This is a genomic window from Variovorax sp. W2I14 (assembly GCF_050435205.1).
GTDB lineage: Bacteria > Pseudomonadota > Gammaproteobacteria > Burkholderiales > Burkholderiaceae_C > Variovorax > Variovorax paradoxus_C.
Genome location: NZ_JBNDJX010000001.1, coordinates 4,343,473 through 4,361,329 on the forward strand (window position 1 = coordinate 4,343,473; position 17,857 = coordinate 4,361,329).

Sequence of the window (17,857 nt, forward strand, 5' to 3'; positions counted from 1 at the left end):
CGGCATTCCCTCTTCTGCGATGCACAGGCCCCCCATGAAACGCGAATCCCACCTCAGCAATGCCGCCCTCATGGCACGCCGCACCGCGGCCGTCGCCCGCGGGGTCGGGCAAGCCCACGACATCTTCGTCAGCCGGGCCGCCAACGCCGAGCTGTGGGACGTGGAGGGCCGCCGCTACATCGATTTCGCCGGCGGCATCGCGGTGCTCAACACCGGCCATTGCCACCCGGAGATCAGCGCGGCCGTGAAGGCGCAGGTCGATCTCTACTCGCACACCTGCTTCCAGGTGGTGGCCTACGAGCCCTACGTGGAGCTGGCCGAGCGACTGAATGCGCTGGCGCCCGGCAAATTCGCGAAGAAATCGATCTTCCTGAGCACCGGCGCCGAGGCGGTCGAGAACGCGGTCAAGATCGCCCGCGCCCACACCCGCCGGCCCGGCATCATCGCCTTCAACGGCGGCTACCACGGCCGCACGATGATGACGCTCGGCCTCACCGGCAAGGTCGCTCCCTACAAGGTCGGCTTCGGCCCGTTCCCGGGCGAGGTGTTCCATGCGCTGTACCCGAATGCGCTGCACGGCGTGAGCGTGGACGATGCCCTGCATTCGATCGAGCTGCTGTTCAAGAACGACATCGAGCCCGAGCGCGTGGCCGCGTTCATCCTGGAACCGGTGCAGGGCGAGGGCGGCTTCTACGTGGCGCCCAACGACTTCATCGAAGGCCTGCGCGCGCTGGCCGACCGCCACGGCATCCTGATCATTGCCGACGAGGTGCAGACCGGCGCGGGCCGCACCGGCACCTGGTTCGCCAGCGAGCAGTGGCCGTCGGCGCCGGACCTGATCACCACCGCCAAGTCGATGGCGGGCGGCTTCCCGATCTCCGGCGTGGTGGGCCGCGCCGAGGTAATGGACGCGCCCGCCCCCGGCGGCCTGGGCGGCACCTACGCCGGCAGCCCCATCGGCTGCGCCGCGGCGCTGGCGGTGCTCAAGGTGTTCGACGACGAGCAACTGCTGGCCCGCAGCCGCGCCATGGGCGAACAGCTCATGGCCGGCTTGCGCCGCATTGCCGCCGAAGTGCCGGCCATCGGCGATGTGCGAGGGCTCGGCGCCATGGTGGCCATCGAGCTGTTCGAGGAAGGGGACACCGCGCGGCCCGATGCCGCGCTGACCCGCCGGGTGGTGGCGGAGGCGGCGCGGCGCGGGTTGATCCTGCTGTCTTGCGGAACCTACGGCAATGTCATTCGCGTGCTGGTGCCGCTGACGGCATCCGACTTGCTTGTGGACGAAGGCCTGGCGCTTCTCGCGGACAGCTTCGCCGCGCTGCGCTGACCGAACGACGGACCGGCCCCTTCTGAAATCCTCCATGACAGCAGAACCCTTGGTGCGCTTCCAGCGCGTCCAGAAAACCTACGACGGCGAACACCTGGTGGTGCGCCAGCTCGACCTGGACATCCATCGCGGCGAGTTCCTGAGCCTGCTCGGGCCCTCGGGCTCGGGCAAGACCACCACGCTGATGATGCTGGCGGGCTTCGAGTCGCCGACCTCGGGCGACATATTGCTCGATGGCAAGCAGATCACCGGCGTGCCGCCGCACAAGCGCAACTTCGGCATGGTGTTCCAGAACTACGCGCTGTTTCCGCACCTGAGCGTCGGCCAGAACGTGGCCTATCCGCTCACGGTGCGCAAGGTGCCCAAGGCCGAGCAGCAAACCCGCGTGCAGCGCGCGCTCGACATGGTCCAGCTGCGCGGCATGACCGACCGCCTGCCCGGCCAGCTCTCGGGCGGCCAGCAGCAGCGCGTGGCGCTGGCGCGCGCGCTGGTGTTCGAGCCCCAGCTCGTGCTGATGGATGAGCCGCTCGGCGCGCTCGACAAGCAATTGCGCGAGCACATGCAGATCGAGCTCAAGGACCTGCACCGCCAACTGGGCGTGACCTTCGTCTACGTGACGCACGACCAGGGCGAGGCGCTCACCATGAGCGACCGCGTGGCGGTGTTCAACGAAGGCGTGATCCAGCAGCTGGACACGGTCGACGGCCTGTACGAGAAGCCGTCCAACCGCTTCGTGGCCGGCTTCGTCGGCGACAACACGGTGCTCAAGGGCCAACTGGGCCGCGGCGGCGCGCAGGCCGAGATGACACTGCCCGACGGCCGCGTGCTGCACGGGCTCAATGTCAGTGGCGCGGCGGCGGGTGCGGCGGTCGAGGCCTGCATCCGTCCCGAGCGCGTGGTGCTGCACCGCAGCCCGGCCATACAGGGCGCCAACATGCTCGCGGCCCAGCTGTCGCGCGTCATCTATTTCGGCGACCACCTGCGGCTGCTGTGCGGCGTCGGCGACGGCCAGGCCGAAGCCACAGTGAAGCTGCCGCTGGACGGCCTGGACGGTGCCGCAGCGCCGCAGGCCGGCGACGCAGTGGTGCTCGAATTTCCGATGGCGCATGTGCGCATCTACGCCCCCTGAAGCCGGCGCCCGTTGTTCCCTCGCGTTTCCTTCTTTCCGTTCATCACCCAGGAAGACTCCCCCATGAAAAAGACCCTCCTCGCCTGCACCGTCGCCGCCAGCTTCGCGCTGCCGGCCTTCGCCCAGCAGCAGCTCACCGTGGTCAACTTCGGCGGTGCCAACGCCAATGCCCAGAAGAAGGCGTACTACGAGCCCTACGAGAAGGCCGGCACCAAGATCATCCCGGTCGAATACAACGGCGAGCAGGCCAAGATCAAGGCGATGGTCGAGACCAAGAAGGTCACCTGGGACGTGGTCGAGGTCGAATCGCCCGATGCGGCGCGCGGCTGCGACGAGGGCCTGTTCGAGAAGCTCGACTATTCCAAGATCGGCAACAAGGCCGACTTCCTCCCCGCCGCCGTCACCGACTGCGGCGTCGGCCTGTTCGTGTGGTCCACCGTCATGGCCTACAACGGCGAAAAGCTCAAGAGCGCGCCGACGAGCTGGGCCGACTTCTGGGACGTGAAGAAGATCCCCGGCAAGCGCGGCATGCGCAAGGGCGCGCGCTACAACCTGGAGTTCGCGCTCATGGCCGACGGCGTGAAGCCGGGCGATGTCTACAAGGTGCTCGGCACCAAGGACGGCGCCGACCGCGCCTTCAAGAAGCTCACCGAACTCAAGCCGAACATCCAGTGGTGGGAGGCCGGCGCGCAGCCGCCGCAGTTCCTGGTGGCGGGCGACGTGGTGCTGACCACCGTCTACAACGGCCGCATCGACGCGGCCAACCGCGAAGGCCGCGACCTCAAGATCTACTGGCCGGGCGGCATCTACGACCTCGACTACCTGGTGATCCCGAAGGGTGCGCCGAACAAGGAGGCCTCGCTCAAGTACATCCAGTTCGCGATGCAGCCGGCCAACCAGTCGGTCTACGCGCAGAACATCGCCTACGGGCCCACCAACACCAAGGCGCTGGCTGCGCTCAGCCCCAAGGTGCTGGCCGACCTGCCGACTTCGGCGGCCAACGCCAAGGATTCGCTGCAGTTCAACGTCGGCTTCTGGGCCGACCAGGGCGAGGCGCTGGAGAAGCGCTTCGCATCCTGGGCCACGCAGTAAGCGGGCAGGCAAGAGGCCATGCACGCGGCAACGACTGTCCCCCTCGGTTCGGCGCAGGCTCCGCCCGGCGAACTGCGTCGTGCGCTGGCGCGCGCCGAAGCCCGCCGCAAGTGGCGCGCCTTTGCGCTCACGGTGCCGCTGCTGGTGTTTTTGCTGCTCACGCTGCTGGTGCCCATCGTGGCGCTGCTGCAGCGCGCTGTCGAAAACCCCGAGGTGGCCAACGCGCTGCCGCGCACCGTGCGCGCGCTCGACGGCTGGAACCGCAAGGAGGCGCCCGCGCCCGCCGCCTATGCGGCGATCGCGGCCGACCTCGGCCAACTGCCCGACAGCTCCGACGCGGGCGCCCTGGCGCGCCGCCTCAACACCGAGATCGCCGGCGCCCGTTCGCTGGTGATGGGCACCTTCCGCGCGCTGCCGATTGCCGGCACGCCGGAAGAGGTCAAGGCGCGCATGCTGGAGCTCGATCCACGCTGGGGCGAGCCGCCGTTCTGGCAGGCCATCGCCAAGAACGGCTCGCGCTGGACGCCCGACTACCTGCTCGCCTCGGTCGACCTGCGGCGCGACGTGGCCGGCGAGGTGGAGCGCATGCCCGCAGACCAGCGCGCATTCGCCGGCATCCTGCTGCGCACCTTCAACATCAGCGCGGTGGTCACCTTCTTCTGCCTGCTGCTGGCCTATCCGCTGGCCTGGTGGCTGTCGACGCTGCCGGCGCGCAAGGCCAACGTGCTGATGATCCTGGTGCTGGTGCCGTTCTGGACCTCCATCCTGGTGCGCGTGGCCGCGTGGATCGTGCTGCTGCAATCCGAGGGGCTGGTCAACCGCGGCCTCATGGGCATCGGCCTCATCGACCATCCGCTGGCACTGCTGTTCAACCGCACCGGCGTGATCATCGCGATGGTTCACATCCTGCTGCCCTTCATGATCCTGCCGCTCTACAGCGTGATGAAGAGCGTGCCGCCCACCTACCTGCGCGCGGCCGTCTCGCTGGGCAGTTCGCCGCTGGCGGCGTTCTTTCGGGTGTACGTGCCGCAGACCTATCCGGGCATCGGCGCGGGTGCGCTGCTGGTCTTCATCCTGGCCATCGGCTACTACGTGACGCCGGCGCTGCTCGGTGGTGCGGACGACCAGATGCTGAGCTACTACATCGCGCGCTACACCAACGTGGAAATCAACTGGGGCATGGCCTGCGCGCTGGGCACGGTGCTGCTGGTCGCCACGCTGCTGCTGTATGCCGTGTACCGCCGCATCGGCAAGGCCGAGCTGAGCCTCGGCTGAACGACGCGAAAGCAAGAAAGACAGACACGCATGTTCAAGCTCCCCCACTTCCCGGCCTACGCCACCTTCGCCGACAAGCTCGGCTGGTGGGCGGTGCGCGCGGGCTGCGTCGCGGTGCTGGCCTTTCTGCTGGCACCGATCCTGGTGGTGATTCCGCTGTCGTTCTCCGACAGTTCGTTCCTCGCCTACCCGATCCCGGGCTGGTCGCTGCGCTGGTATCGCAACCTCTTCGAGTCGCCCGAGTGGGCGCGCGCGGCGCGCAACAGCTTCATCGTTGCGCCGGCCGCCACGGTGCTGGCGACCGTGCTGGGCACGCTGGCGGCGGTGGGCCTGTCGCGCACGAGCTTCGCGTTCAAGGGGCTGCTCATGAGCGTGCTGATCTCGCCGATGGTGGTGCCGATCGTGGTGGTGGGCGTTGCCACGTACCTCTACTTCGCGCCCATTGGCCTGGCCGACACCTACTTCGGGCTGATCGTGGTGCATGCGGCGCTGGGCGCACCGTTCGTGCTGACCACGGTGCTCGCCACGCTGGCCGGCTTCAACCAGAACCTGGTGCGCGCATCGCTGAGCCTGGGCGAGACGCCGTTCAGGACCTTCATGCGCATCACGCTGCCGGTGATCGCGCCGGGCGTGATCTCGGGGGCGCTGTTCGCCTTCGCCACCTCGTTCGACGAAGTGGTGGTCACGCTGTTCCTCGCGGGGCCCGACCAGGTCACGCTGCCGCGCCAGATGTTCACCGGCATCCGCGAGAACATCTCGCCCACCATTGCCGCCGTGGCGACGCTGCTGATCGTCTTCACCACCACGCTGCTGCTCGCGCTCGAATGGCTGCGCGGCCGGCGGCGCTGAACTGAACCTTCCTGCGATGCCCGCCAACCCAACTCCGAACCAGCCGCTCGGCGGCAACACGATGCCGCGCTTCGCCGGCCCCGGCACGATGATGCGGCTGCCCGCTGCCACCTCCCCCGAGGGGCTGGACGCCGCGTTCATCGGCGTGCCGCTGGACATCGGCACCTCCAACCGGCCGGGCGCGCGCTTCGGCCCGCGCCAGATCCGCGCCGAATCGGCGCTGCTGCGCCCCTACAACATGGCCACCGGCGCCGCGCCCTTCGACAAGCTGAACGTGGCCGACCTGGGCGACGTGCCGATCAACACCTACTCGCTCGAGAAGTCGGTCGACATCGTCTCGGCCTTCTACGACACGGTGCTGGCCGCAGGCTGCGCGCCGCTGACGCTCGGCGGCGACCACACGATCGCGTTGCCCATCCTGCGCGCGGTGGCGAAGCGGCACGGCCCGGTCGCGCTGGTGCATGTCGATGCGCATGCGGACGTGAACGACGACATGTTCGGCGAACGCATCGCCCACGGCACGCCGTTCCGCCGCGCGGTCGAAGAAGGCCTCCTGGCCTGCGACAAGGTCTGGCAGATCGGCCTGCGCGGCACCGGCTATGCGGCGGACGATTTCGACTGGCCGCGCGAACAGGGCTTCACCGTGGTGCAGGCGCACGAGGTCTGGTACCAGTCGCTCGCACCGCTCATGGCGCAAGTGCGCGAGCGCATCGGGCCGACGCATCCGGTCTACATCAGCTTCGACATCGACGGCATCGATCCCTCGTTCGCCGGCGGCACCGGCACGCCCGAGATCGGCGGGCTCACCGTGCCGCAGGCGCTGGAAATCGTGCGCGGCTGCCGCGGCCTGAACGTGGTGGGCGCCGACCTGGTGGAGGTCAGCCCGCCGTACGACACGAGCGGAAACACTGCGCTGCTCGGGGCCAATCTGCTCTACGAAATGTTGTGCGTGCTTCCCGGTGTACCTTTTCGCTGATCTCCATCGCCCTCCATTCCTTTCGAGACAACACGACACCATGGACACCCAGACTTCTCCCCTCGCCCTCCTGAACGATCCCAGCCTGCTCAAGACCGATGCGCTGATCGCCGGCGAATGGACACGCGGCGCCAGCCGCTTCGACGTGAACGACCCCGCCACCGGCAAGAAGCTGGTCGACGTGGCCAACCTCACGCGCGCCGATGCCGCCGAGGCCATTGCCGCCGCCAACAAGGCGCTGGCCGCCTGGCGCGGCAAGACCGGCAAGGAGCGCAGCATCGTGCTGCGCAAGTGGTTCGACCTGCTCATCGCCAACACCGAAGACCTCGGCCGCCTGATGACCGCCGAACAGGGCAAGCCCTTTGCGGAAGCCAAGGGCGAGGTCGTCTACGGTGCGAGCTTCGTCGAGTGGTTTGCCGAGGAGGCCAAGCGCGTGAACGGCGAGGTGCTGCCGCAGTTCGACAACAACCGCCGCCTGCTGGTGATGAAGCAGGCCATCGGCGTGTGCGCGGCGATCACGCCGTGGAATTTTCCGCTCGCGATGATCACCCGCAAGGTGGCGCCGGCGCTGGCCGCGGGCTGCACGGTCATCATCAAGCCCGCCGAGCTCACGCCGCTGACCGCGCTGGCCGCGGCCGAACTGGCGGTGCGCGCCGGCATTCCGGCGGGCGTGCTCAACGTGCTCACGGCCGACAGCCAGAACAGCATCGCGATCGGCAAGGAACTGTGCGAGAGCGACGTCGTGCGCCACCTGAGCTTCACCGGCTCCTCCGAAGTGGGCCGCATCCTGATGAGCCAGTGCGCGCCGACGGTCAAGAAGCTGTCGCTGGAACTGGGCGGCAACGCGCCCTTCCTGGTGTTCGACGATGCCGACGTGGACTCCGCCGTCGAAGGCGCGATGGCGAGCAAGTACCGCAACGCCGGCCAGACCTGCGTGTGCGCGAACCGGCTGTATGTGCAGGACGGCATCTACGACGCCTTCGTCGAGAAGTTCGCGGCCAGGGTCAAGGCGCTCAAGGTCGGCAACGGCTTCGACGAGGGCGTGGTGCAGGGCCCGCTGATCGAGGAAGCGGCCATCGACAAGGTGCAGCGCCACGTCGCCGACGCCATCGCCAAGGGCGGCAAGGTGCTGGCCGGCGGCCGCAAGATGCAGGGCCAGTTCTTCGAGCCGACCGTGGTGGCCGAAGCCACCGCCGACATGCTGTGCGCGCGCGAAGAAACCTTCGGGCCCTTCGCACCGGTGTTCCGCTTCAAGACCGAGCAGGAGGGCATCGACGCGGCGAACAACACCGAGTTCGGCCTCGCGAGCTACTTCTACACGCGCGACGTGGGCCGGATCTTCCGCGTGGCTGAAGCGCTGGAATACGGCATGGTGGGCATCAACGCGGGCGTGATCGCCACCGAGCACGTGCCTTTCGGCGGCGTGAAGCAGTCGGGCCTGGGGCGCGAAGGCTCGCACCACGGCATGGACGACTACGTGGAGATCAAGTACCTCTGCCTGGGCGACATCCAGAAGTAGGAAGCGAAGGAAAAGGAAGAAGGGCGGGAGCCGAGCCCCGCCCGTCGTTCTTTATCTCGCCAGCACCGGCTTCAATGCCACGCCGGTGTGCGTGCCAAGCCGCACGACTTCCTCCGGCGGCGCCGCCGCAACGATGCGTCCGCCGGCGTTTCCGCCTTCGGGGCCGAGGTCGATGATCCAGTCGGCTTCGGCGATCAGGTCGAGGTCGTGCTCGATCACCACCACGCTGTGGCCGCCGTTCACCAGCCGGTGCAGCACGTGGATCAGCTTCTCGACGTCGGCCATGTGCAGGCCGACCGTCGGCTCGTCGAGCACGTACAGCGTGTGCGGCGCCTTCTGGCCGCGGCGGGTGATGTCGTCGCGCACCTTGCTCAGTTCGGTCACCAGCTTGATGCGCTGCGCCTCGCCGCCCGAGAGCGTGGGCGAGGGTTGCCCCAGCGTGAGGTAACCGAGTCCCACGTCCTTCAGCAACTGCAGCGGATGGCTGATGTTGGGCATGGCCGAGAAGAACTCGACCGCCTCGTCCACTTCCATCTTCAGCACGTCGCCGATGCTCTTGCCGCGCCAGCTCACGGCCAGCGTCTCGGGGTTGAAGCGCGCGCCGTGGCACACCTCGCAAGGCACCTTCACATCGGGCAGGAAGCTCATCTCGATGGTGCGCACGCCCGCGCCTTCGCAGCCCGGGCAGCGGCCTTCGCCGGTGTTGAAGCTGAAGCGCGCCGGGCCGTAGCCGCGCGCCTTGGCCTCGAGCGTGTCGGCGAAGAGCTTGCGGATGGTGTCCCAGAAGCCGATGTAGGTGGCGGGGCAACTGCGCGGCGTCTTGCCGATGGGGGTCTGGTCGACTTCGAGCACGCGGTCGATGGTCTCGTAGCCCTCGACCTTGCTGCAGCCGGACCAGGCCGCGCGCTTGCCCGCGGCATCGGCGTCGCGTCCGGCCTTGGTCATGCGCTGGATCACGATGCCCTGCACACTGGCCAGCAGCACGTCGCGCGCGAGCGTCGACTTGCCCGAGCCGCTGACGCCGGTCACCACCACGAGGCGGTGCAGCGGCAGCGTGGCCGTCACGTCCTGCAGGTTGTGCAGGTCGGCGCCGTGCACGGTGAGCCAGTTGCCGCTGTCTTCCGCCTTCGGATCCGGCGACGGAATCAGGCGTCGCGCCTGCAGCGGATGCTTGATCGCGTCGCGCAGGTAGCGGCCTGTCTGCGAATCGCCCGCCGCCTCGATGTCGGCCACCGAGCCTTCGGCCACGAGCCGTCCGCCGCGCTTGCCGGCGCTCGGACCGATGTCGATGATGTGGTCCGCGCGGCGGATGGTGTCTTCGTCGTGCTCCACCACCACCAGCGTGTTGCCCTTCTCGCCGAGCTTGTGCAGCGCGTTCAGCAGGATCTGGTTGTCGCGCGCGTGCAGGCCGATGGTCGGCTCGTCGAGCACGTAGCACACGCCCTGCAGGTTGCTGCCGAGCTGGGCCGCGAGGCGGATGCGCTGCGCCTCGCCGCCCGAGAGCGTGGGCGCACCACGGTCGAGCGTGAGGTAGCCGAGGCCCACCTCCTCGAGGAATTCGAGCCGGCTCTTGATCTCGGGCACGAGGTCGCGTGCGATCTCGGCTTCGCGGCCGGTGAGCGCGAGCCCCTCGAACCACTGCCGCACCTCGGTCACGCTCATGCGCGCGAGTTCGGTGATGCCGATGCCGCCCGTGCCGTCGGCCAGCGAGGCGCCGAAGCTCACCGCGCGCGCCGTGGCGTTGAGGCGCGTGCCTTCGCAGGTCGGGCAGGCGGTGTCGGCGAGGTCCTCGATCTCGGGCTCGGCGAAGGTCTGTTCGCGGCCCTTGTTGTCGTCGTCGCGGATCGAATCGTCGAAGACCTTGCGCTGGTCCTTGCTGAGCTTGACGCCGGTGCCCACGCAATCGGGACACCAGCCGTGCTTGCTGTTGTAGCTGAAGAGGCGCGGGTCGAGCTCGGCGTAGCTGGTGCTGCAGACCGGGCAGGCGCGCAGCGTGGAGAACACGTTCACGCGGCCGATGCCGGCGGCCGAAACGCCGGCCATCATCGCGGCCTTCAGGCCGTCGAGCTCGCTCAGCACATGCACCACGCCCTTGCCGTGTTCGAGCGCCTTGGTGAGCGCCTCGCGCAATTCGGTTTCCTTCGAAGGCAGCACGTCGAGGCTCGCCACAGGCAGCTCGATGCTGTGCTCCTTGAAGCGGTCGATGCGCGGGAAGCCGGTGGTCGGCAGGAAGTCGCCGTCCACGCGCAGGTGCGTGAAGCCGCGCGGCCGCGCCCAGTCGGCCAACTCGGTGTAGACGCCCTTGCGGTTGCTCACCAGCGGCGCGAGCAGGCCGATGTGCTGGCCCTTGAAGTTGCGCATGAGCTGCGCGGCGATGCTGTCGGGCGTCTGCGGCTGCACGGCCGCGCCGTCGTGCGTGCAGTGCTGGATGCCCAGCTTCACGTACAGCAGGCGCAGGAAGTGCCACACCTCGGTGGTCGTGCCCACCGTGCTCTTGCGGCCGCCGCGCGAGAGGCGCTGCTCGATGGCCACGGTCGGCGGAATGCCGTAGACCGCGTCCACCTCAGGGCGCCCCGCGGGCTGCACGATGCTGCGCGCATACGCGTTGAGCGATTCGAGGTAGCGGCGCTGCCCTTCGTTGAAAAGAATGTCGAAGGCCAGCGTCGACTTGCCCGAGCCGCTCACGCCCGTCACCACGCTGAACTTGCCGCGCGGAATGTCCACGCTGAGGTTCTTCAGGTTGTGCTCGCGCGCATTCACGATTTCGATGGCGTTGCTGCCGGGCGCCGTCTTCGCGTTCGCAATGTAGCGACGGGCGGCGCGCTCGGCCACCTTGTAGGCCTCGGGGCCGATCGCCAGTTCGTAATCGGCCAGCGCCGCGCCGGTGAGCGAGGCGCGGTTCTCGCGCAGCTGCTCGGGCGTGCCCTCGGCCACCACCAAGCCGCCGCCCTCGCCGCCTTCGGGGCCGAGGTCGATGCACCAGTCGCTCGCGCGGATCACGTCGAGGTTGTGCTCGATCACGATCAGCGAATGGCCGGCATCGAGCAGCTTGCGCAGCGCGCGCATCAGGCGCGCGATGTCGTCGAAGTGCAGGCCGGTGGTCGGCTCGTCGAACAGGAACAGCGTGCCCCTGCGCGCGACCGATTGCTTGCTCGCGGTCGCACTCTTCGCGGCCTCGGCAAGGAAGCCCGCGAGCTTCAGGCGCTGCGCTTCGCCGCCCGACAGCGTGGGCACCGGCTGGCCGAGCTTGACGTAGTCCAGGCCCACGTCGGAAATCGGCTGCAGCACGCGCAGCACGTCGCGGTCGGCTTCGAATACTGCCGCAGCCTCGGCCACGGTGAGGTCGAGCACGTCGGCCACGTTGTAGCTCTTGCCCTTGCGCTCGATCTTCACTTCGAGGATTTCAGGCCGGTAGCGCTTGCCGTCGCAGTCGGGGCAGCGCAGGTAGACGTCCGAGAGGAATTGCATCTCGACGTGCTCGAAGCCCGAGCCGCCGCAGGTCGGGCAGCGCCCGTCGCCGGAGTTGAAGCTGAACTTGCTCGCGGTGTAGCCGCGCTGGCGCGAGAGCGCCGCGGTGGCGAAGATCTCGCGGATCGCGTCCCACGCGCCCACGTAGCTCGCGGGGTTGGAGCGCGCGGTCTTGCCGATGGGCGACTGGTCGACGAAGACCACGTCGCCCAGATGATCGGCGCCCAGCAGGCGGTCGTGCGCGCCCGGCGTTTCCGTCGCCTTGCCGAAGTGGCGCATGAGCGCGGGCGCCAGCACGTCCTGGATCAGCGTCGACTTGCCCGAGCCGCTGACGCCGGTGACGCACACCAGCCGCGCGAGCGGGAATTCGACCGTCACGTTCTGCAGGTTGTGCTCGCGCGCGCCTTCGAGGATGAGCCGGTGCGTGTTCTCGCTCACGAGGCGCTTGAAGCCCATGCCGATCTTCTTGCGCCCGCCCAGGTACTGGCCGGTGAGCGTGTCGGCGTCGCGCAGCTGGTCGGTGGTGCCGTCGAACACGATCTGTCCGCCGCGGATGCCGGGGCCGGGGCCCATGTCGATCACGCGGTCGGCCGCGAGCATCACGGCCGGGTCGTGCTCGACCACCACCAGCGTGTTGCCCGCATCGCGCAGGCGCAGCATGGCTTCGGTGATGCGATTCATGTCGCGCGGATGCAGGCCGATGCTGGGCTCGTCGAGCACGAAGAGCGTGTTGACCAGCGAGGTGCCGAGCGCGGTCGTGAGGTTGATGCGCTGCACCTCGCCGCCGCTCAAGGTGCGGCTCTGGCGGTCGAGCGTGAGGTAGCCGATGCCCACGTCGTGCAGGTAGCGCAGGCGCGTGGTGATTTCCTCGAACAGCAGCTTCAGCGCCTGCGCCTCGCCTTCGCTCGCGGGGCTGCCGTTGCCGTGGTGCTCGACGCGGTCGAAGAACCTGCGCAGCCGCTCGATGGGCAACAGCATCAGGTCGTGCAGGCAAAGGCCGGGCAGTGCTTCGAGCTGCGCGCGCGACCACTTCACGCCGGTCGGCATGAAGCGCTTTTCGGGCGGCAGCACCGCGTCGGCATCTTCCTTGCTGCCGATGCGCCAGAGCAGGCTGTCGAGCTTCAGGCGCGCGCCGCTGCAGACGGGGCATTGCGTGTAGCTGCGGTACTTGGACAAGAGCACGCGGATGTGCATCTTGTAGGCCTTGCTCTCCAGGTAGCCGAAGAAGCGGCGCACGCCATACCACTGCTTGTTCCAGTTGCCTTCCTTGTAGTTGGGCGTGCCCTCGATCACCCAGTGCTTCTGCTCGTCGGTGAGCTTGTTCCAGGGCGTGTCGCGCGGAATGCCTGCCGCCTCGGCGTGGCGCATGAGGTCGTCCTGCGCCTCCTTCCACGCGGGCGTCTGGATGGTCTTGATCGCGCCGGCGCGCAGCGTGAGCTTGTCGTTCGGGATCACGAGGCCGAGGTCCACGCCGATCACCCGACCGAAGCCGCGGCAGGTCTCGCAGGCGCCGACGGCCGAGTTGAACGAGAACATCGACGGGATCGGGTCGGTGTAGCGGATGTCGCTCTCGGGGCAGTGCAGGCCGGTGGAGAACTTCCAGACGTCGGTCGAGGCGTTTTCCTCAGCACCCGTCGCATGCACGGTCACACGACCGCTGCCGCGCTTGAGCGCCACTTCGATCGCCTCCACCACGCGCGAACGCTCGGCGCTGGAGATGCGAAAGCGGTCGGCCACCACGTCGAGCACCTTGCGCGGACCGGTGGGCGTGGCCACCTCGCGCTCGGACTGCACGCGGGTGAAGCCGCTGGCCGAGAGCCATTGCGTTACTTCTTCGGCCGACGTGCCGGCCGGCAACTCCACAGGGAAGGTAATGACCAGCCTCGGATCGCCCGCCGCAGCCGCGCGCTCGGCGATCTGCGCATAGATGCTGTCGGGCGAGTCGTGGCGCACCGGCAGCGCGGTTTCGCGGTCGAAAAGCTGCGCCGCGCGGGCGTAGAGCAGCTTCAGGTGATCGTTGAGTTCGGTCATCGTGCCGACCGTGGAGCGCGAGGAGCGCACCGGGTTGGTCTGGTCGATGGCGATGGCGGGCGGCACGCCCTCCACCTTGTCGACGGCCGGCTTGTCCATGCGGTCCAGGAACTGGCGTGCGTAGGCGGAGAAGGTTTCCACATAACGCCGCTGGCCTTCGGCGTAGAGGGTGTCGAACACGAGGCTCGATTTGCCCGAGCCGCTGGGCCCGGTGACCACGGTCATCTCGCCTGTGCGGATGTCGAGGTCGAGGTTCTGGAGGTTGTGCTGGCGCGCGCCGCGAATCCGGATGGAGCCCTGTGTCATGAGTGCCTTGGGGGGTGGGGCAAACATTCTAGGGAGTGGTCCCTGACGCATCCGTGCACTGCGTCACAAGGTCTGCGCTCGCGCAGGGGTTTGTCCGTATTCATCTGAGGGACACTTTCGGAAACAAATAGCACGTTTGTTTGCATTTAAACGAGAGACACCCCGAAAGGCTTCTTTTATGACGAAGATGCGCACGCTTTGCGTCGCCGCCGCGCTGGCGCTGACCGCGATGGGCGCCTCGGCCCAGATCCTCATCGGCCAGACCGCCGGCATGACCGGCTCGGTCGCCGCGAGCGTGAACGAGACCATCGGCGGCGCGCAGCTGGTGATCGATGCGGCCAATGCCCAGGGCGGCATCCACGGCGAGAAGATCGAGGTGGTCCGCATGGACGACGGTTTCGACGTGAAGCGCGCCAGCGACAACGCCCGCGCGCTGATCGAGGACAAGAAGGTGGTGGCGCTCTTCATGAGCCGCGGCACGCCGCACTCGCAGGCGATCATTCCTTGGCTCGACAAGAACGAGGTCGCGCTCATCGGCCCTTCCACCGGCGCGATGGTGCTGCACAAGCCGCTGCAAAAGCATGTGTTCAACGTGCGCGCCACCTACCAGCGCGAGGCCGAGAAGGCGGTGCAGCACCTGCTGACCATCGGCCTCACGCGCATCGCCGTGGTGTACGTGACCGATTCGTTCGGCAAGGACGCGCTCGAAGGCGCCATGACCGGCTTCACCAAGGGCAAGGCCACGCCGACGGTGACCATTCCGGCCGACCGCGACAAACCCGACTACGCGGCCATCGTGCCGACCATCAAGGACGCCAACGCGCAGGCCGTGCTGTGGATCGGCTCGGGCGTCGCGGTGGTCGACGGCATCAAGGCGCTGCGCGCCTCGGGCTCGGCGGCGCAGGTGGTCACGCTGTCGAACAACGCCTCGTCGGGCTTCATCAAGCAGCTGGGCGATGCGAGCCGGGGCGTGATCGTGACGCAGGTGTTTCCGAACGAGCGCTCGCTCGGCCAGCCGATGGTGAAGGAGGCGCTCACGCTGGCCAAGGCCAAGGGGCAGGCGGAGCTTTCGCCCGCCGCGCTCGAAGGCTTTGCCTCGGCCAAGGTGCTGGTCGAGGCGCTGCGCCGCGCGGGCCCGAAGCCCACGCGCGCCAAGGTGCTGGCCGCGCTGGAGAGCATCCGCAGCTACGACCTCGGCGGTGGGCTGGAGGTGAGCTACACGCCGCAGGACCACAGCGGCATCGACTTCGCGGACCTGGCGATCATCAGCGACGGACGGTTCAAGCGCTGACGCTCTAGCTCTCTCTGTCTTCTATCTATTACGGCCCGCCGGCTCCCCGGCGGGCCGTTGCTTTTGGGGCTCTGCAAACAATGGTTTGACAGGGTTTCCACGAGCAATGAAATGTCACCCAAAGCAACACATTACACATCTTCTGACATGGGGCCGGTGCCTCGTGGAAAGGCTTTGTTCGATGAAGACGATGTTCGCCTCCTGCGCCGCTGCGCTCCTCCTGGCAGCGGTGGTTCCCGCGGCGTCGGCCCAGATCCTGATCGGCCAGTCGGCCGACCTCTCGGGCCCGGTGTCGGCCAGCGTGAAGGAGACGATCCTTGGCTCGCAACTGGTGATCGACCAGGTCAACGCCCAGGGCGGCATCAACGGCGAGCAGGTCGAGGTGATCCGCCTGGACGACGGCCTCGATGCCAAGCGCTCGCTGGAAAACACCCGCATCCTGATCGAGGACAAGAAGGTCGTCGCGCTGCTCCTGAACCGCGGCACGCCCAACACGATCGCCGTGATCCCGCTGCTCGACAAATACGGCGTGGCGCTGGTCGGCCCCTCGACGGGTGCGATGGTGCTGCACAAGCCGCTGCAGAAGAACATCTTCAACGTGCGCTCGACCTACCAGCGCGAGGCCGAAAAGGCGGTGCAGCACCTGCAGACCACCGGCATCCAGCGCATCGCCGTGGTCCAGGCCGACGACTCCTTCGGCAAGGACGCGATGGAAGGTGCGAACAAGGGTTTCGAGAAGGCGAACCTGAAGCCGGCGGTGGTGGCGCTGGCCGACCGCAGCAAGCCCGACTACGCGGCGATCGTGCCGCAGATCACCAAGGCCAATGCGCAGGCCGTGCTGTGGATCGGCTCGGGCACCGCGGTGACCGAAGGCGTGAAGGCGCTGCGGGCCGCGGGTTCGGCGGCGCAGATCATCACGCTGTCGAACAACGCGGCCTCCGGCTTCATCAAGGAACTGGGCTCGGCGAGCGCTGGCGTGATCATCACGCAGGTGCTGCCCTACGAGCGCTCGTTCGGCCATCCGATGATCAAGGAAGCGATGGCGCTCGCGAAAGCCAAGGGGCAGAACGAGTTGTCGCCGGCGCTGCTCGAAGGCTTCGTCGCCACCAAGGTGCTGGTGGAGGCGCTGCGCCGCACCGGACCCAAGCCCACGCGCGCGAAGCTCATCGCCACGCTCAACAGCTTCCAGTACGACGCGGGCGGCGGCGTCGAGGTGACCTACTCGCCGACGGACCACTCGGGCATCGACTATGTCGACCTGTCGATCGTGAGCGAAGGCCGCTTCAAGCGCTGACCGCAGCCACTTTTCCTCCGTCAACACGGCTCGCCGGCGCACCCGGCGGGCCGTTTCTTTTGGGCGATTGAAAACAACGGTCCGCAGGGTTTCCACACGCAGAGAAATGTCACTTATAGAAACACACTACACATCTTTTGACATTACAAACAATTCGTGAAAGACCTCGCTCGATGAAGAAGATGTTGAAGTCCTGCGCCGCCGCGCTCTTGCTGGCAGTGATCTCCCAAGGGGCCTCGGCCCAGATCGTGATCGGCCAGTCGGCCGATCTTTCCGGCCTGGTCTCCGCCAGCGTCAAGGAGGCGATCCTGGGTTCGCAGCTGGTCATCGACCAGGTCAATGCCCAAGGCGGCATCAACGGCGAGCGGATCGAGGTGATCCGCATGGACGACGGTTTCGATCCCAAGCGCAGCGTGGAGAACTCGCGCACGCTGATCGAGGACAAGAAAGTGATTGCGCTGCTGCTCAACCGCGGAACGCCCAACGCGACGGCCGTGATTCCCCTGCTCGAGAAGCACGGCGTGCCGCTGGTGGGCCCTTCCTCCGGCGCGATGGTGCTGCACACGCCGCTGCAGAAGTACATCTTCAACGTGCGCTCGACCTATCAGCGCGAGGCCGAGAAGGCCGTGCAGCACCTGCACACCATCGGCATCCAGCGCATCGGCGTGGTGCAGGAGCAGGATTCCGCCTTCGCGACCGACGCGATGGTGGGCGCGAACAAGGGCTTCGAGAGCGCGAAGATCAAGCCCGCGGTGCTGGTGCCCGCGGACCGCCGCAAACCCGACTACGGCACCATCGTTCCGCCGCTGGCACAGGCGAACGTGCAGGCCGTGCTGTGGATCGCTTCAGGCACGGCCGTCACCGAAGGCGTGAAGGCACTGCGCGCGGCGGGCTCGGCGGCGCAGGTGATCACGCTGTCGAACAACGCCGCCTCGGGTTTCATCAAGGAACTGGGCTCGTCGAGCGGCGGCGTGATCGTCACGCAGGTGCTGCCGTACGAGCGCTCCTTCGGCCACCCGCTGATCAAGGAAGCGATGGCGCTTGCGAAGGCCAAGGGGCAGAACGAGCTGTCGCCCGCGCTGCTCGAAGGCTTCGTCGCCACCAAGGTGCTGGTGGAAGCGCTGCGCCGCACGGGCCCGAAGCCCACGCGCGCCCGATTGGTCGCCACGCTCAACAGCTTCCAGTACGACGCGGGCGGCGGGCTCGATGTGAACTACTCGCCGACGGACCACTCGGGCATCGACTACGTCGACCTGTCGATCATCAGCGAGGGGCGCTTCAAGCGTTGATCGCTCCGCCG

General features: G+C 67.7%; 11 protein-coding genes. 10 read left to right on the forward strand and 1 reads right to left on the reverse strand.

All coding sequences use genetic code 11. The annotated features are described in order from the left end of the window. Window positions 1-34 precede the first annotated feature (34 nt). The 7 genes from gabT to QF040_RS20520 all read left to right on the forward strand — a co-directional run bounded on the left by gabT (window position 35) and on the right by QF040_RS20520 (window position 8,167). Window positions 35-1,327: a 4-aminobutyrate--2-oxoglutarate transaminase gene (gene gabT / locus QF040_RS20490; protein WP_429612581.1), complete on the forward strand. Its 1,293-nt coding sequence runs from the start codon at window positions 35-37 to the stop codon at window positions 1,325-1,327. A 34-nt stretch (window positions 1,328-1,361) separates the two neighbouring features. Next, window positions 1,362-2,456 carry an ABC transporter ATP-binding protein gene (locus QF040_RS20495; RefSeq protein WP_429612582.1) on the forward strand — a complete coding sequence of 365 codons (1,095 nt, stop codon included), beginning with the start codon at window positions 1,362-1,364 and terminating at the stop codon, window positions 2,454-2,456. Between the two features lie 63 nt (window positions 2,457-2,519). Next, window positions 2,520-3,548 carry an ABC transporter substrate-binding protein gene (locus QF040_RS20500; RefSeq protein ID WP_307601310.1) on the forward strand — a complete coding sequence of 343 codons (1,029 nt, stop codon included), beginning with the start codon at window positions 2,520-2,522 and terminating at the stop codon, window positions 3,546-3,548. Between the two features lie 18 nt (window positions 3,549-3,566). Continuing rightward, complete coding sequence (locus tag QF040_RS20505) at window positions 3,567-4,823, forward strand: ABC transporter permease (RefSeq protein WP_429612583.1); 1,257 nt, start codon at window positions 3,567-3,569, stop codon at window positions 4,821-4,823. A 30-nt stretch (window positions 4,824-4,853) separates the two neighbouring features. Continuing rightward, window positions 4,854-5,672: an ABC transporter permease gene (locus tag QF040_RS20510; RefSeq protein ID WP_257864875.1), complete on the forward strand. Its 819-nt coding sequence runs from the start codon at window positions 4,854-4,856 to the stop codon at window positions 5,670-5,672. A gap of 16 nt (window positions 5,673-5,688) precedes the next feature. After that, on the forward strand, window positions 5,689-6,648 hold the full coding sequence (speB, locus tag QF040_RS20515; RefSeq protein WP_429612584.1) for an agmatinase: 960 nt from the start codon (window positions 5,689-5,691) through the stop codon (window positions 6,646-6,648). A gap of 40 nt (window positions 6,649-6,688) precedes the next feature. Then, on the forward strand, window positions 6,689-8,167 hold the full coding sequence (locus QF040_RS20520; protein WP_429612585.1) for an NAD-dependent succinate-semialdehyde dehydrogenase: 1,479 nt from the start codon (window positions 6,689-6,691) through the stop codon (window positions 8,165-8,167). A 51-nt stretch (window positions 8,168-8,218) separates the two neighbouring features. Here QF040_RS20520 and uvrA read toward each other — a convergent pair whose 3' ends face one another. Next, entirely contained in the window at window positions 8,219-13,972 is a 5,754-nt protein-coding gene (uvrA, locus tag QF040_RS20525) for an excinuclease ABC subunit UvrA (protein WP_429612586.1), read from the reverse strand. A gap of 178 nt (window positions 13,973-14,150) precedes the next feature. Here uvrA and QF040_RS20530 point away from each other — a divergent pair, with 178 nt between their 5' ends. The 3 genes from QF040_RS20530 (at window position 14,151) to QF040_RS20540 (ending at window position 17,846) form a co-directional block, all read left to right on the forward strand. After that, on the forward strand, window positions 14,151-15,263 hold the full coding sequence (locus QF040_RS20530) for an ABC transporter substrate-binding protein (protein WP_307501379.1): 1,113 nt from the start codon (window positions 14,151-14,153) through the stop codon (window positions 15,261-15,263). A gap of 181 nt (window positions 15,264-15,444) precedes the next feature. Next, a complete protein-coding gene (locus tag QF040_RS20535; RefSeq protein ID WP_429612587.1) occupies window positions 15,445-16,557 on the forward strand; it encodes an ABC transporter substrate-binding protein in 1,113 nt (370 codons plus the stop codon). 173 nt (window positions 16,558-16,730) lie between these two features. Continuing rightward, a complete protein-coding gene (locus QF040_RS20540; RefSeq protein WP_429612588.1) occupies window positions 16,731-17,846 on the forward strand; it encodes an ABC transporter substrate-binding protein in 1,116 nt (371 codons plus the stop codon). Window positions 17,847-17,857: the final 11 nt, after the last annotated feature.

Excerpts from the sequence above, each read along its gene's own strand:
- QF040_RS20530 (WP_307501379.1), top strand. The coding sequence starts at position 14,151 with ATGACGAAGATGCGCACGCTTTGCGTCGCCGCCGCGCTGGCGCTGACC.
- QF040_RS20495 (WP_429612582.1), top strand. The coding sequence starts at position 1,362 with ATGACAGCAGAACCCTTGGTGCGCTTCCAGCGCGTCCAGAAAACCTAC.
- speB (WP_429612584.1), top strand. The coding sequence starts at position 5,689 with ATGCCCGCCAACCCAACTCCGAACCAGCCGCTCGGCGGCAACACGATG.
- QF040_RS20535 (WP_429612587.1), top strand. The coding sequence starts at position 15,445 with ATGAAGACGATGTTCGCCTCCTGCGCCGCTGCGCTCCTCCTGGCAGCG.
- QF040_RS20505 (WP_429612583.1), top strand. The coding sequence starts at position 3,567 with ATGCACGCGGCAACGACTGTCCCCCTCGGTTCGGCGCAGGCTCCGCCC.
- QF040_RS20510 (WP_257864875.1), top strand. The coding sequence starts at position 4,854 with ATGTTCAAGCTCCCCCACTTCCCGGCCTACGCCACCTTCGCCGACAAG.
- uvrA (WP_429612586.1), bottom strand. The coding sequence starts at position 13,972 with ATGACACAGGGCTCCATCCGGATTCGCGGCGCGCGCCAGCACAACCTC.
- QF040_RS20540 (WP_429612588.1), top strand. The coding sequence starts at position 16,731 with ATGAAGAAGATGTTGAAGTCCTGCGCCGCCGCGCTCTTGCTGGCAGTG.
- QF040_RS20500 (WP_307601310.1), top strand. The coding sequence starts at position 2,520 with ATGAAAAAGACCCTCCTCGCCTGCACCGTCGCCGCCAGCTTCGCGCTG.
- gabT (WP_429612581.1), top strand. The coding sequence starts at position 35 with ATGAAACGCGAATCCCACCTCAGCAATGCCGCCCTCATGGCACGCCGC.
- QF040_RS20520 (WP_429612585.1), top strand. The coding sequence starts at position 6,689 with ATGGACACCCAGACTTCTCCCCTCGCCCTCCTGAACGATCCCAGCCTG.